11 protein-coding genes are annotated in these 14,334 nt (G+C 67.9%); 8 read left to right on the top strand and 3 right to left on the bottom strand.

Annotated elements, in window-relative coordinates:
- Position 1 precedes the first annotated feature (1 nt).
- Both C1925_RS18665 and rpoH read left to right on the top strand, forming a co-directional pair.
- Positions 2 to 3,700, top strand: a complete 3,699-nt coding sequence (locus tag C1925_RS18665; protein ID WP_234455868.1) for a TonB-dependent receptor — start codon at positions 2 to 4, stop codon at positions 3,698 to 3,700.
- 285 nt (positions 3,701 to 3,985) lie between these two features.
- Positions 3,986 to 4,861 carry an RNA polymerase sigma factor RpoH gene (rpoH, locus tag C1925_RS18660; RefSeq protein WP_079223786.1) on the top strand — a complete coding sequence of 292 codons (876 nt, stop codon included), beginning with the start codon at positions 3,986 to 3,988 and terminating at the stop codon, positions 4,859 to 4,861.
- 629 nt (positions 4,862 to 5,490) lie between these two features.
- Here rpoH and purD read toward each other — a convergent pair.
- From purD to purH, 3 genes are read right to left on the bottom strand one after another with little or no spacing between them, the layout of a single operon-like run.
- Positions 5,491 to 6,774 carry a phosphoribosylamine--glycine ligase gene (gene purD / locus C1925_RS18655; protein ID WP_108770198.1) on the bottom strand — a complete coding sequence of 428 codons (1,284 nt, stop codon included), beginning with the start codon at positions 6,772 to 6,774 and terminating at the stop codon, positions 5,491 to 5,493.
- A gap of 58 nt (positions 6,775 to 6,832) precedes the next feature.
- Positions 6,833 to 7,699, bottom strand: a complete 867-nt coding sequence (locus C1925_RS18650; RefSeq protein ID WP_108770197.1) for a hypothetical protein — start codon at positions 7,697 to 7,699, stop codon at positions 6,833 to 6,835.
- A 16-nt stretch (positions 7,700 to 7,715) separates the two neighbouring features.
- Positions 7,716 to 9,299 carry a bifunctional phosphoribosylaminoimidazolecarboxamide formyltransferase/IMP cyclohydrolase gene (purH, locus tag C1925_RS18645; protein ID WP_108770196.1) on the bottom strand — a complete coding sequence of 528 codons (1,584 nt, stop codon included), beginning with the start codon at positions 9,297 to 9,299 and terminating at the stop codon, positions 7,716 to 7,718.
- Positions 9,300 to 9,488: 189 nt separating this feature from the next.
- Here purH and C1925_RS18640 point away from each other — a divergent pair, with 189 nt between their 5' ends.
- From C1925_RS18640 to C1925_RS18615, 6 genes are all read left to right on the top strand, one after another.
- Positions 9,489 to 9,701 (top strand): hypothetical protein, encoded by a 213-nt coding sequence (locus tag C1925_RS18640; RefSeq protein WP_108770195.1) that lies wholly within the window; start codon positions 9,489 to 9,491, stop codon positions 9,699 to 9,701.
- 105 nt (positions 9,702 to 9,806) lie between these two features.
- Complete coding sequence (locus C1925_RS18635; protein WP_159097566.1) at positions 9,807 to 10,112, top strand: hypothetical protein; 306 nt, start codon at positions 9,807 to 9,809, stop codon at positions 10,110 to 10,112.
- Between the two features lie 46 nt (positions 10,113 to 10,158).
- A complete protein-coding gene (locus C1925_RS18630; RefSeq protein ID WP_108770193.1) occupies positions 10,159 to 10,776 on the top strand; it encodes a CDP-alcohol phosphatidyltransferase family protein in 618 nt (205 codons plus the stop codon).
- Positions 10,777 to 10,810: 34 nt separating this feature from the next.
- Entirely contained in the window at positions 10,811 to 12,562 is a 1,752-nt protein-coding gene (locus C1925_RS18625; protein WP_108770192.1) for a bifunctional alpha/beta hydrolase/class I SAM-dependent methyltransferase, read from the top strand.
- The gene (locus C1925_RS18620) at positions 12,562 to 13,896 is read left to right on the top strand and encodes a phosphatase PAP2/dual specificity phosphatase family protein (protein WP_108770191.1); all 1,335 of its coding nucleotides are present in this window, start codon (positions 12,562 to 12,564) and stop codon (positions 13,894 to 13,896) included. The genes C1925_RS18625 and C1925_RS18620 overlap by 1 nt, the downstream gene beginning before the upstream one ends.
- The gene (locus tag C1925_RS18615; protein WP_108770190.1) at positions 13,893 to 14,330 is read left to right on the top strand and encodes a hypothetical protein; all 438 of its coding nucleotides are present in this window, start codon (positions 13,893 to 13,895) and stop codon (positions 14,328 to 14,330) included. The genes C1925_RS18620 and C1925_RS18615 overlap by 4 nt, the downstream gene beginning before the upstream one ends.
- The last annotated feature ends 4 nt before the right edge of the window (positions 14,331 to 14,334 follow it).

The raw sequence follows: 14,334 nt of genomic DNA, 5'->3' as shown, positions 1-14,334 counted from the left end.
GATGAAGACCAACCACCGGAGTCCTGCCCTGATCGTGCGCGCCCTGCTTCCCCATGCGATGTCCTGCAGCGTGATCGCCCTGCTGCTGGCCACTCCCCCGGTGCTGGCCCAGCAGAGCGTGCCGGTACCGGCCAACGATGTGCGCTGCGAGGGCGACACCTGCCGCAGCAATGACGGTGAGCTGCTGCGGATCGGTGATGACGCCGACGCGCCGCTGCTGCCCCTGCCAGGCCACAGTGATCCATCGGCCACCGGCAGCGTGCCGCTGGCACCGGCGGTCACCCCCGACGTGTCCGCGCGTGGCGGCCAGTTCATGGCCGAGCTGCCCAACGGCGGCGTGGTCTGGGCCACCGAAGATCCCAGCATGGTGCCGCCCAGCCTGAGCGTGCAGGCCGCGGCCACCGTGCCGTTCGAGAACGGCCGGGTGATCCGCCCGCTGCGCTTCCACAGCTACAACAACTACGCCTCCTTCATCGACAAGCTGGAAGTCACCCTGTACCGCGGCACCGACACCGACCTGGTGACGCCGCTGGCGCGCATCGAGCTGCCGTCCGACTACGTGGGCGATGCCGAATGGGATGGCAGCGTGCCGGAGCAGTTCAAGCTGCGCACCGGCGATGAACTGATCTACGTGGCGCGTGCGTACGGCGCCGGCGGTGCGTTCGATGAAACGCAGATCCAGCGCATCCAGCTGGTGACCCCGGCCGACTTCGACCGTGGCCTGCAGGTGACCCGCGACAACGTGCAGAAGACCCTGGGCCAGGCGCTGGACGGGGCCAACGCGCAGGACCTGCAGGTCAGCAACAGCATCTACGGGCAGAGCATGCTGCGCCTGCAGAACATTCCCATCCACGGCTCGCGCGTGCGCCTGTACGGCCGCAACCTGGAACCGAACAGCCGCGTGCGCATCAACGGCCAGGATTTCCCGGTCGACCTGGAGCAGAAGTTCGCCGCCGAGTTCCTCGAGCCGGTCGGCCAGCACCGCTATGACGTGCGGGTGGAATCGCGCGATGCACCGTCCGCGCAGCGCCAGCTGGACGTGGACGTGACCGGCCGCTACCTGTTCCTGGTCGCCATCGCCGATGTCACCCTGTCCAGGAACAGTGCCAGTGGCAACGTGCAGCCGCTGGCTGCCGATGACCGCGACACCGACGGTTTCCTCAGCGAAGGCCGGCTGGCGTTCTACCTGAAGGGCAAGATGCGCGGCAAGTACCTGGTGACCGCGCAGGCCGACACCCAGGACCGCGAGCTGAAGTACCTGTTCCGCGATTTCAGCCGTGCCGATGCGCAGGACGTGTTCCGCCGCCTCGACCCGGACCTGTACTACCCGGTGTACGGCGACGATTCCACCACCTACCGCGACGTCGATACGCAGGGCCGCCTGTACCTGCGCGTGGACTGGGACCAGAGCCAGGCCCTGTGGGGCAACTTCGCCACCGGCATCACCGGCACCGAATACGGCCAGTACGTGCGTTCGCTGTACGGCGGCGCGTTGAACTGGCGCTCGCTGTCGGCCACGCCGCTGGGTGAAGCGCGTTCACAGCTGAAGGTGTTCGGTTCGGAGGCGCAGTCGGCGCCGGGCCACAGCGAATTCCTCGGCACCGGCGGCAGCCTGTACTACCTGCGCCATACCGACCTGCTGCCGGGCTCGGAACAGGTGGTGCTGGAAGTGCGCGACCGCACGACCGGGCGCACCGAAACCCGCGCCACCCTGCAGGAAGGCGTGGACTACGAGATCGACGACCTGCAGGGCCGGCTGATCCTGACCCGGCCGCTGGCGCAGCTGACCCGCGAGAACGTGCGCAGCATCACCCGCGACATGCCGCTGGACGGCTACGACCAGCTGCTGCTGGTGGACTACGAATACGTGCCGCTGGGCTTCAGCAGCAACGACGTGACCTACGGTGCGCGCGGCCGCCAGTGGATCGGCGACCATGTGGCGGTGGGCGGCACCTGGGTGGAAGAAAACCGCAGCGGCGAGAACTACAGCCTGAAGGGCGCCGACCTGACCCTGCAGGCCGGCCGCGGCACCTACCTGAAGATGGAACAGACCCGCACCGATGCCACCGCAGCGCCGGTGTTCTATTCGGACAACGGCGGCCTCAGCTTCATCCGTCGCAATCCGTATGAAGGCCGCCGTTCGGGCAAGGCCTCGGCGGTGGAAGCGCGCGCCAACCTGCGCGAGCTCGGCTGGACCACCCAGGACTGGAGCCTGGGCGCGTGGTGGCGCGACGTCGATGCCGGCTTCTCGGTGGCACGCCAGGACACCGGCCTGCCGATCCAGGAATACGGCGCGGAGTTCCTCGGCTACCTCACCGATGATTTCAGCCTGTACGGCCGCCACACCCGCACCGAGCAGGGCGAACTGGCGCTGGAGCAGAGCCAGCTGACCGCCGAATGGCGGCTGGGCAACGACGGCCAGCTGACCGGCGAACTGCGCCGGGTGCGCGAGGAGCAGGAGCTGCAGGATGTCTCCGCGCTGCTGGCGGCGATCGGTTACCGCCAGCGCTTCGGTTCCTCGTGGGAGCTGTACGGCACTGGCCAGGTGACCCTGGACGATGACGGCGGTGCCTACGAGAAGAACGACCTGCTGACCCTGGGCGCGCGCTACCTGTTCGGCGACCGCAGCAGCGTCGGTGCCGAACTGAGTGGCGGCAGCCGCGGCCACGGCGGCAAGGTCGATGCCGAGTACCGCATGGCGCCCGACCACAGCCTGTACGGCAGCTACAGCTACAGCACCGACCGCACCGGCACCGATCCGCTGTTCGACAGCGGCCTGCAGAGCGGCTGGACGGTCGGCCAGCGCTGGCGCCTGAGCAACCAGGTGAACGTCTACAACGAGAGCCAGTATCTGAAGGACCGCCGCCAGGACAGCGCGGGCCTGGTGCACACCTTCGGCATGGACTTCTACCCGGCCCAGGGCTGGAACCTGGGCTTCACCCTGATGGATGGCGAGCTGGAATCCACCGTGGGCCGCATCAACCGCCGTGCGTACAGCGTCAGCGGCGGCCGCACCGATGCGGTGGCGCAGTGGAGCAGCAAGCTGGAGTACCGCCGCGACAGCGGTGCCGAGCAGCGCGAGCAGTGGGTGACCACCAACCGCCTGCTGTACAAGCTCAACGAAGACTGGCGCTTCGCCCTGCGCGCGAACTACGCCGACACCCAGGACCGGATCAACCCGGTGGCCGATGCCAAGCTGGTGGAAACCAATGTCGGCTTCGCCTGGCGCCCGCACGACAACACGCGCTGGGCCGGCTTCGGCAAGTTCACCTATCTCTATGACGTGGCCTCGCTGGGCCAGGAAGGCGGCAACCTGTACGACCAGCGCTCGCAGGTGCTGTCGCTGGAGGGCATCCGCCAGATCGGCGAGCGCTGGGAAATGGCCGCCAAGCTGGCTTCGCGCTGGGGCGACTACCGCACCGGCCGCGGCGAGGGCGCCTGGCTGGACAGCCGCGCTGACTTCGCCGCCCTGCAGCTGCGCTACCGCCTGTTCGCGGAGTGGGAAGGGCTGGCCGAGCACCGTTGGCTGAAGGTGCGCGATGGCGGCGTCCGCAAAGGCTGGCTGCTGGGCGTGGACCGGCGGGTGGGCGAGAACTTCAAGGTCGGCGTGGGCTACAACTTCACCGAGTTCAGCGACGATATGACCGAGCTGAAGTACGACCAGAAGGGCTTCTTCCTGAACATGGCCGGGTACTATTGAGGCCGCCCGAGGGCGGTCCTGCGGCCCTGGGCTGAACGACCGGCAACATCGCCGGGCTGAATGGGGTGGCGCCGTGGGATTTTGCGGCCCAAAACGACCATTCATGCACCTGTTTCGCTACAAGTTATTGATTTTAAAAGTATTCGACCATGGTCGAGCCTGCTCGCCATTGTCATCAATTCGCGATAGGGTAGGGATGTTGAATCGCCCAGTGTTCTGTTCACGGAACACTGGAACTTCCTCCCGCTTTAGCAGTCCAAAAGCCGGACTGCTAAGATGAGCCCTATGAGCCAGAACACCTCTACTGCCCTTGTGGCAAACAATCTCCCGATTCCCAGTGCGCTCGGTTCGCTGGACGCCTACATCGGTGCCGTGCACCAGATTCCGGTGCTGTCGGTCGATGACGAACAGGACCTGGCCCGTCGTTTCCGCGACGGTGACGATCTGGACGCCGCACGCGAGCTGGTGCATTCGCACCTGCGCTTCGTGGTGCACGTGGCCCGCGGTTACAACGGCTACGGCCTTGCGCTGGGCGACCTGATCCAGGAAGGCAACATCGGCCTGATGAAGGCGGTCAAGCGCTTCGACCCCGACATGGGCGTGCGCCTGGTGTCCTTCGCCGTGCATTGGATCCGTGCCGAAATGCACGAGTTCATCCTCAAGAACTGGCGCATCGTCAAGGTCGCCACGACCAAGGCGCAGCGCAAGCTGTTCTTCAACCTGCGCAAGTCGAAGACGCGCCTGGGCTGGATGAACGCGGCCGAAGTCAGCGCCGTCGCCAAGGACCTGAACGTGTCCGAGCGCGAGGTCATGGAAATGGAATCGCGCCTTTCCGGCCGCGATATCGGTTTCGATGCGCCGACCGACGAAGACAACGATCATGCGCCGCCGTCGCCAGCTGCGTTCCTGGTGTCCAACGACGAAGATCCGTCGATGGCCTACGAGCGCGAGGACAGCGAAGACAACCAGATGCAGCTGCTGCGCGAAGGCCTGGCCGAGCTGGATGCCCGCTCGCGCGACATCATCCGCCGCCGCTGGCTGGATGCCGACAGCAAGGTGACGCTGCAGGAACTGGCCGATGAGTACGGCGTGTCCGCCGAGCGCATCCGCCAGGTCGAGGCGAACGCGCTGAAGAAGATGAAGGCGCTGTTCACCGCGTAAGCGGGAAGGCGTTGGAATGAAGAAGGGCCCGGCAATGCCGGGCCTTTTTTGTTTGTGGGGCGCGCGCATCCACGCATGGCATGGATCTACCCCGGCGGTACGGCATCCGTGGACTCACACCAGACGTGGCTGCCCGGCGATGCCGGGCCTTTCTCGTTTGTGGTGCTTATCCACGCATGGCGTGGATCTACCACGGCGGTGGGGCACCAGTAGATCCACGCCACGCGTGGATGCTCTGCGGCGGCTCATGACGCGATCAGCTATCGAACTGACAATCTGGTTCTGATGGAATATGCGAAACAGCGCAGGACGCATGTAGTGACCAAAGCCCAAGAGAAGGGGCGTGCGAAAAGCCGACTGCTGCAGACGATGCACGGCGCGGCGGTCAGTCTGCACGCTCACGACCTCATCGATACGCCTCGTTTGAGGATCTATGAGGCGCTGTGTCTTAAGCCTGTCTCCGCGTGTGGCAATATCCAGCCAAGCAGGTCGACGCCCGCGAAAGCGCGTTGATTGATCGCACCGAACTGGCCAGTTCTTTGAATGTCAAAAGGCCCGGCAATGCCGGGCCTTTCTTGTTTGTGGGGCTCATCCACGCATGGCGTGGATCTACTGACGCCGCGCGGGCCTCAGCCCTCGCGTGCGATCGCGCGCCAGCCGATGTCGGTGCGGTGGAACTCGTTGGCCCAGCTCACCTTGGCCACGCCGGCATAGGCATTGGCCTGCGCGTCGCGCACGCTGTCGCCCAGCGCGGCCACGCACAGCACGCGGCCGCCGGCGCTGAGCACCTGGCCCTGTGCATCCAGCGTGGTGCCGGCATGGAACACCTTGGCATTGGCGGGCACGTCGTCCAGGCCGGAGATCACGTCACCGGTGATCGGCGCTTCCGGGTAAGGCTTTGCGGCCAGCACCACGCCCAGCGACGGACGTGGATCCCACTGCGTTTCCACCTGGTCCAGGCGGCCATCGATGGCCGCTTCCACCAGGTCCACCAGGTCCGACTGCAGGCGCAGCATCACCGGCTGGGTTTCCGGATCGCCGAAGCGCACGTTGAACTCGATCACCTTCGGCGCACCGCTGGCATCGATCATCAGGCCGGCATAGAGGAAGCCGGTGAACGGGATGCCGTCGGCGATCATGCCCTGCACGGTCGGGTTCACCACCTCGCGCATCACCCGGGCATGGACCTCGGGCGTCACCACCGGCGCGGGCGAGTAGGCGCCCATGCCACCGGTGTTCGGGCCGGTGTCGCCATCGCCGACGCGCTTGTGGTCCTGCGAAGTGGCCATCGGCAGCGCGTGCACGCCGTCGACCATCGAAATGAAGCTGGCTTCCTCGCCATCGAGGAATTCTTCGATGACCACGCGCGCGCCGGCATCGCCGAAGGCGTTGCCCGAGAGCATGTCACGCACCGCGTCCTCGGCCTCGGCCTGGGTCATCGCCACGATCACGCCCTTGCCGGCGGCCAGGCCATCGGCCTTGACCACGATCGGAGCGCCCTTCTCGCGGATGTAGGCCAGCGCCGCATCCACCTCGGTGTGCACGGCGTAGAACGCGGTGGGGATGTTGTGGCGGGCCAGGAAATCCTTGGCGTAGGCCTTGCTGCCTTCCAGCTGCGCGGCCGCAGCGGTCGGCCCGAAGATGCGCAGGCCGGCGGCGCGGAAGCGGTCGACCACGCCGGCCACCAGCGGCACTTCCGGGCCGACCACGGTCAGCGCCACGCCTTCGGCCTGGGCCAGCGCCAGCAGGCCGTCGATGTCGGTCACCTTCACCGCCACGTTGCGGCACTTGTCTTCGTTGGCGGTGCCGGCATTGCCGGGCGCCACGATCACTTCGGTGACACGGGAGGACTGGGCCAGCTTCCATGCCAGGGCGTGTTCGCGGCCGCCAGAGCCGATGACAAGTACGTTCATCACGAGATTCCAGATTGCGTGGGAAGGGAGGGGCGATGTCCCCGGCGGCGCGCGTGGTTCACTCGCAGCCCTCGCGTTGCAGCGCGTCGGGGAAGGAATAGGTCCAGGACTTCGGGTCCAGCGTGAAGCGGTGCGTGCGGCGCACGTTGTTGCCGCCACAGCTGCTGCCGGTTTCCTCGATCAGCAGCGGCCAGATGCGCGCGCTGCGGTTGCTGTCGTCCATGCGCAGTGCGAAGTCGAAGTCGAACATGCGGGTGCGGCAGTCTTCGGCCTGTTCGGCGTCGTCGCAGTCGTAGGCGGCGGTGTTGTCGATGTGGCTGCGCACGCTGCCGGCATCCACCAGACCGTTCGGGCCTGGCAGGATGAAACTCTGCGTCTGCAGCGAATAGCCCTGGCCGTACCAGCCGCTGACGTTGCGGAAGCCGTAGAAATCGCTGCCGAAGCGCAGGATCTCGACGCTCCCCGGGCGGCCGCTGCTGCCATAGGTGCCGCCGGTCAGCTCGGCCGCCACTTCGAAGCCATCGCCGGCCGGGCGCAGCACGTAGAAGTCGATCGTGCCCGGATCGGCATGGCCGGCATCGGCCAGTTCGCCGCATACGGCCAGCAACTGCTGCCAGCTGTCACCGCTGACCACCGGCTGCTCCGCGCAGACCGCCCAGTCGACCGGGCGGGTGTCGCCGTCCTGCGCCCAGTTGCCGCGCCAGCCGTCGGACAGCTGCGCGTCCTTGCCGTATCGCGCGGTCAGGAAGGCCTGCAGGCGCGCGGTGCGGCTGACATGCCCGGCCGCTGCGGTGCTGGCCGCGGCCGGTGCCTCTGCCTGCGGGGCAGAGGCGGGTGCCGGCTCGGCGGCCGGCTTGCAGCCGGCCAGCAGGGTCGCGCCCAGCAGGGCGGGCAGGACCAGGGGTTTGATCGAGACTGCGGACATCCGTGTCGCTCCAGGATCAGTGGCGGAAGTGGCGAACGCCGGTGAACACCATGGCCAGGCCATGTTCGTCGGCGGCGGCGATCACTTCGGCATCGCGCATCGAACCGCCCGGCTGGATGACGGCCTTGATGCCGGCGGCCGCTGCGGCGTCGATGCCATCGCGGAACGGGAAGAACGCATCGGAGGCCATCACCGAACCTTCCACCACCAGGTTTGCGTCGGCCGCCTTGATGCCGGCGATGCGCGCGGAATAGACGCGGCTCATCTGGCCGGCGCCGACGCCGATCGTGCGGTTGTCCTTGGCGTAGACGATCGCGTTGGACTTCACGAACTTGGCCACGTTCCAGGCGAACAGCAGGTCGGTGAACTGCTTGTCGGTCGGCGCGACCTTGCTGACCACCTTCAGTTCGTCACGGGTCATGCCGCGGTTGTCCGAGGACTGCAGCAGCAGGCCCGAGCCCACGCGCTTGCTGTCGAAGTTGTTCAGGCCATCACCGTGCGGGATGCGCAGCACGCGCACGTTGGCCTTTTTCTGCGCGTATTCCAGCGCGGCCGGCTCGTAGTCCGGGGCGATCAGCACTTCAACGAACTGGCGGTCGAGGATGACCTTCGCAGTGGCCGCATCGAGCGGCTTGTTGAAGGCGATGATGCCGCCGAAGGCGCTGGTCGGGTCGGTGGCGTAGGCCAGCTCGTAGGCATCGCCGTTGCCGGCACCGACGGCCACGCCGCACGGGTTGGCGTGCTTGACGATGACGCAGGCCGGCGCATCGAACTGACGCACGCATTCCCACGCCGCATCGGCATCGGCCAGGTTGTTGTAGCTCAGTTCCTTGCCCTGCAGCTGCTGGAACGTGGCCAGGGTGCCCGGCACCGGGTACAGGTCGCGGTAGAACGCGCCGCTCTGGTGCGGGTTCTCGCCGTAGCGCAGGTCCATCACCTTCACGAAGGTGGAATTCATCTGCGCCGGGTACTCGGCACGCGCCGGCACGGCGGCATCGGTGGCGGTGACCGCCGACAGGTAGTTGCTGATGGCCGCGTCGTACTGGGCGACGCGGTTGAACGCGGCCACCGAGAAGGCGAAGCGGGTGCCCGCGCTCAGCTGGCCATCATTGGCGTCCAGCGAGGCCAGCAGTTCGGCGTACTGCGACGGGTCGGTGGCCACCGCCACACGGGCGAAGTTCTTGGCCGCCGAGCGCAGCATGGCCGGGCCGCCGATGTCGATGTTCTCCACCGCGTCGGCCAGGCTGCAGTCGGCCTTGGCGGTGACCGCTTCGAACGGATACAGGTTCAGCACCAGCAGGTCGATGGCGCCGATGCCGTGCTCGGCCATCACCGCGTCATCCAGGCCCGAACGGCCCAGCAGGCCGCCATGCACCATCGGGTGCAGGGTCTTGACCCGGCCGTCCATCATTTCCGGGAAACCGGTGACGTCGGCCACGTCCTTCACGGCCAGGCCCATGTCGCGAATGGCCTTGGCGGTACCGCCGGTGGACAGCAGCTCGACGCCGCGGGCGGCCAGTGCGGTGGCCAGCTCGGCCAGGCCGGTCTTGTCGGAAACGGAGAGGAGGGCCCGACGGACGGGCAACAGATCAGCAGTCATGGGGACAGGGCAATCGGCAGCGGAGCGGGGCCGATATTGTAGTTCGTGGGGGCCGGTGGCGGGCGCTGCAGGGCCAGATTCGCTGCGCTCAAGGCCGGTTTGACCGTATTGGGCACGGCCCCCGGTCTTGCCAGCCACCACTGGGCACGGCACGGTGCCGCCTGTTCCCCGAGTGCAGGATGCCGTCCCATGACCATTGCTAGCCGCCTGCAGACCGCCCTCGATGACGAAGGGGCGCTGCTGTTCCTGGCCCGCTATGTGCGCCATGCGCGCTGTGGCCAAGCCGCGGCTTGGTGCGTCCAGACCGATGTGCCGACGCTGCAGGCCGAAGCCGCGGAGCGCTGGGGCGAGCAGGCCGAGATCCTGTCCTGGGACGTGCAGCGCCGCGAACGCCGGCGCTAGCGGCGGCTGGAGTTCAAGGTCTACCTGGACGACCACAAGCGCTGGTATGGCGACGCCATCGCGCTGCATCGGCGCTCGCCTGGGTTGGCCGAGCTGCTGCGGGTGATGCACACACAGCACTGGCTGGAGCCTTTCGAGCTGTATCTGTACGCCGACGGCCTGGATGAGGGGGCGATCGTGCTGCCCACCGGCGGCATCATCCACTTCCAGCGCTCGCGCGGCGGTACATACCGGCTGCTGTCGTTGCAGGCGGGATTCGCCGATGCAGGGGCACGCGCGCGGGCCGTGCACGCGGTGCGCAATGCCCTGCTGCGCAGCCATGACGTGGCCTGGCTGCGCCGGCATATCGATCCTGGGCTGCCATGGCAGGACTGGCTGGGCCAGCCGGAACCAGCCGGCATCCGTATTTGATGGGGTAGGCTATGCCGGAACTGCCAAGGATCAGCGGGTTCAGATCGTGTCGATCTATGCTTTGAAAGGACGTTTCCAGGACCTCTTGCGTCCGGCCGTGCGCGGGCTCTACCGCCTCGGCATCACCGCCAACACGGTGACCGTGGCCGCCGCCGTGGTCTCGCTGCTGGTGGCCGCCGCCGTAGGGTGCTGCGCGCCCGCGCAGCCGCTGCTGTACCTGCTGCTGCCGATGTGGATGCTGCTGCGCATGGCCCTCAACGCCGTCGACGGCATGCTGGCCCGCGAGTTCGGCCAGCAGTCCAAGCTGGGCGCCTACCTGAACGAGTTGTGCGATGTGATCGCCGACGCCGCGCTGTACCTGGCCCTGCTCAGCGTGCCGGGCGTGCGGCCCGAGGCGCTGTGGCTGCTGGCCTGGACCGCGGCGCTGAGCGAATACGCCGGCGTACTGGGGCTGATGGTCGGTGCCAGCCGCCGCTACGACGGCCCGATGGGCAAGAGCGACCGCGCCTTCGTGATCGGGGCGCTGGGCCTGCTGCTGGCGTTCGGGTGGGTTGGCGCGATGACGGTCACTGGCGTGGCTGCGGCCATGGCCGCACTGTGCGTGCTGACGATGATCAACCGCGTCCGCCGCGGGCTGCAGGAAGCGGCGCTTCCGCCGCAGTAATCAAGTACATACCAAAAGACAATCTGGAGATTGCATGCGTCAGGCGCAGGAACGGGAATTCCACAGCTTCGACCAGGTACCGCTGTTCTACCGGTACTGGGCGAGCACCACGACGACCACGCCGGCCAAGGCCATCGTGCTGCTGCATCGCGGCCACGAACATTCCGGCCGGGTCACCCACCTGGTCGACGAGCTGGACCTGCCCGATACCGCGTTCTTCGCCTGGGATGCGCGCGGCAACGGCCGTTCGCCGGGCGCGCGCGGCGATGCCCCGGGCTTCCCGGCGCTGGTGCGCGACCTGGACAGCTTCATCGCCCACATCGGTGCCGAGCACGGCATCGCGGTGGAGGACATCGTGGTGATCGCGCAGAGCGTGGGCGCCGTGGTTGCCGCCACCTGGGTGCACGACTACGCGCCGCGCCTGCGCGCGCTGGTGATGGCTTCGCCGGCGTTCAAGGTGAAGCTGTACGTGCCGTTCGCGCGCGCTGGCCTGACCCTGATGCAGAAGCTGCGCGGCAACTTCTTCGTCAACAGCTACGTCAAGCCGCAGTGGCTGACCCATGATCCGGCGCGGGTGGAAAGCTACCGCACCGATCCGCTGATCACCCGGCCGATCTCGGTGCGCGTGCTGCTGGGCCTGTACGAGGCCGCCGACCGCATCGTGGCCGATGCGCAGGCGATCAGCGTGCCGGTGCAGCTGCTGGTGTCCGGTTCGGATTTCGTCGTGCACCGTGGCCCGCAGGACCGCTTCTACGAGCGCCTGTCCAGCCCGATCAAGGAACGCGTGCACCTGCCGGGCTTCTTCCACGACACCCTCGGCGAACGTGACCGCGCACCGGCGCTGGCGCGCATCCGCAGCTTCATCCAGGCGCGCTTCGACGAGCCGCTGCGCGAACTGTCGCGGCGCGGTGCGCACCGCCACGGCCCCACCTTCGAAGAATCGGAAATCCTGGCCTGGCCGCCGGAGCGCAACAGCCTGGCCGACCTGCGCTGGCGCGTGGTGCGTGGCGGCTTGCGCGTTGGCGGCACGCTCTCTGAAGGCATCGCGCTGGGCCTGCAGACCGGTTTCGATTCGGGCAGCACGCTGGACTACATCTACCGCGACGAAGCGCGCGGCAAGGGCCCGCTGGGCCGCATGGTCGACCGCAACTATCTCGATGCGATCGGCTGGCGCGGCATCCGCATCCGTGGCCAGCACCTGCAGGAACTGCTGCGCGACGCCGCCCAGCGCCTGCGCGGGCAGGGCACGCCGGTGCGCGTGCTGGACGTGGCCGCCGGCCACGGCCGCTACGTGCTGGAAGCACTGGGCCAGGGCGAACAGCGTGCCGAGCGCATCGTGCTGCGTGATTTCAGCGATCTGAACGTGACCCAGGGCCAGGCGTTGATCGAGCGCCTCGGCGCGGCCGACATCGCCCGCTTCGAGCAGGGCGATGCCTTCGATCCGGTGCAGCTGGCGCAGGTCGACCCGGCGCCGACGCTGGCGGTGGTGTCGGGCCTGTACGAACTGTTCCCCGACAACGATGCGGTGCTGCGTTCGCTGCAGGGCATCGCCGCGACCGTGCCGGTGGGCGGCTATCTGGCCTATACCGGCCAGCCCTGGCACCCGCAGCTGGAATTCATCGCCCGCGCGCTGACCAGCCACCGCGGTGGTGCGGCGTGGGTGATGCGCCGTCGTACCCAGCAGGAAATGGATGAGCTGGTGCGCCTGGCCGGTTTCGAGAAGGTGGCCCAGCGCATCGACGAGTTCGGCATCTTCACCGTGTCGCTGGCGCGCCGGACCGCGTGATGGCGACGCTGGCTGCCACCCCGCTGGCCGCGGCAGGGCGCCCCTGGCGGCGCGCCCTGCTGTGGCTGGTGCTGCTGGGTCCGTTCTTCTTCGCCAGCTATGGCTTCGCCAACTGGATGGCCGGGCGCCACGCCGTGCTGCCGGTGATGGCATTCGCCTGGGAATCGCGCATTCCGTTCGTGCCGTGGACGATCGTGCCGTACTGGTCGATCGATCTGTTCTACGCGATCTCATTCTTCCTGTGCCGGCAGCGCCTCGAGCTGGACCGGCACGCGCTGCGGCTGTTCAGTGCGCAGCTGATCGCGGTGGCCTGCTTCCTGCTGTGGCCGCTGCGCTTCAGCTTTGAACGTCCGGAGATCGGCGGCGTGTTCGGCTGGCTGTTCGATGTGCTGCTGGGTTTCGACAAGCCGTTCAACCAAGCGCCGTCGCTGCACATCGTGCTGCTGATCGTGCTGTGGGTGAAGTACGCGCAGTACCTGCAGGGCGCGTGGCGCTGGCTGCTGCATGGCTGGGCGCTGCTGATCGGCGTTTCGGTGCTGACCACCTTCCAGCACCACTTCATCGATGTGCCCACCGGGCTGCTGGCCGGCTGGCTGTGCGTGTGGCTGTGGCCGGAGCAGGGCACGCCGCCGCTGCGGGCGTGGCGCACGGCGCGTGATCCAAAGCGCTGGCGCCTGGCCTCGTTCTATCTGCTGAGCGCCGCGGTGCTGCTGGTGCCGGTGGTGCTGATTGGGGGCGCGGCGCTGTGGCTGCTGTGGCCGGTGGTGTCGCTGCTGCTGGTGGCGCTGGCCTATGCCGGGCTGGGCACGGCGGTGTTCCAGAAGCGCGCCGATGGGCGACTGACCATGGCCGCGCGCTGGCTGCTGGCGCCTTACCTGGCCGCGGCCTGGATCAATTCGCGGTTGTGGACGCGTAGTGCGCCGCAGCCGGTGGAAGTGGCCGGTGGCGTGTGGCTGGGCCGCATTCCCTGCGCTGCGTTGCCAGCGCCATTGCGTGGCGTGGTCGATGCCTGCGCCGAGCTGTCCTGCCACGCGCCGGGCGCGGCCTATGCCAGCGTGCCGATGCTGGACCTGGTGGTACCTGCGCCGGCGCAGCTGGCCGAGGCCGCCGATGCCATCGAAGCCCTGCGTGCGCAGGGGCCGCTGCTGGTGTGCTGCGCGCTGGGCTATTCGCGCAGTGCGGCCAGCATTGCCACCTGGCTGCTGCGTACCGGCCGGGTGTGCAGCGCCGCCGAGGCGGTGGCGCGGGTGCGTGCCGCGCGGCCGTCCATCGTCCTGCATGACGTTCATCTACAGGCCATCGCGGCCGCCGCCGCACGGGAGCGCACTGCATGAGCACCACTGCCGATCTACCGATGATGCACCTGCTGCTGCGCCAGGGACGGCTGCCCGCCGCGCTGTCACTGGGCCTGCTGCTGGTGGCGTTGTTGCTGCTGGGCATCGAGCCCGGCCTGGCGATGTTCGCCGCCGGCCTGCTGCTGCTGAGCGTGGCGGTGGGCGTGGTGCAGGCGTACTACGCCGTGCGCGTGCAGCTGGATGCCAGCCTGCTGCAGCTGCTGCTGCGCGAACACCTGCAGGGTGAGGCGGCGGCTGAGCGGGTGGATGCGGCCCTGCACACCGCCGGCCTGCGCCGCCGCGATGCGCAGGCGCCGGTGCGCGGCTGGGACGTACGCTGGATCGGCATGCGCCGCCTGCTGGTGCGCCAGTACGTGGCCACGCTGCTGCAGTTTTCGGTGCTGCTTCTGGCCGTGCTGTGGCCGCAGACCTGAGCGG

Origin of the sequence: Stenotrophomonas sp. SAU14A_NAIMI4_5, from assembly GCF_003086795.1 — a bacterium.
GTDB lineage: Bacteria > Pseudomonadota > Gammaproteobacteria > Xanthomonadales > Xanthomonadaceae > Stenotrophomonas.
The sequence above is the reverse complement of the archived record's forward strand: the minus strand, read 5'-3'. Positions and strand labels throughout refer to the sequence as shown.

Excerpts from the sequence above, each read along its gene's own strand:
- purD (WP_108770198.1), bottom strand. The coding sequence starts at position 6,774 with ATGAACGTACTTGTCATCGGCTCTGGCGGCCGCGAACACGCCCTGGCA.
- C1925_RS18635 (WP_159097566.1), top strand. The coding sequence starts at position 9,807 with ATGCACACACAGCACTGGCTGGAGCCTTTCGAGCTGTATCTGTACGCC.
- rpoH (WP_079223786.1), top strand. The coding sequence starts at position 3,986 with ATGAGCCAGAACACCTCTACTGCCCTTGTGGCAAACAATCTCCCGATT.
- C1925_RS18625 (WP_108770192.1), top strand. The coding sequence starts at position 10,811 with ATGCGTCAGGCGCAGGAACGGGAATTCCACAGCTTCGACCAGGTACCG.
- C1925_RS18620 (WP_108770191.1), top strand. The coding sequence starts at position 12,562 with ATGGCGACGCTGGCTGCCACCCCGCTGGCCGCGGCAGGGCGCCCCTGG.
- C1925_RS18665 (WP_234455868.1), top strand. The coding sequence starts at position 2 with ATGAAGACCAACCACCGGAGTCCTGCCCTGATCGTGCGCGCCCTGCTT.
- C1925_RS18640 (WP_108770195.1), top strand. The coding sequence starts at position 9,489 with ATGACCATTGCTAGCCGCCTGCAGACCGCCCTCGATGACGAAGGGGCG.
- purH (WP_108770196.1), bottom strand. The coding sequence starts at position 9,299 with ATGACTGCTGATCTGTTGCCCGTCCGTCGGGCCCTCCTCTCCGTTTCC.
- C1925_RS18615 (WP_108770190.1), top strand. The coding sequence starts at position 13,893 with ATGAGCACCACTGCCGATCTACCGATGATGCACCTGCTGCTGCGCCAG.
- C1925_RS18650 (WP_108770197.1), bottom strand. The coding sequence starts at position 7,699 with ATGTCCGCAGTCTCGATCAAACCCCTGGTCCTGCCCGCCCTGCTGGGC.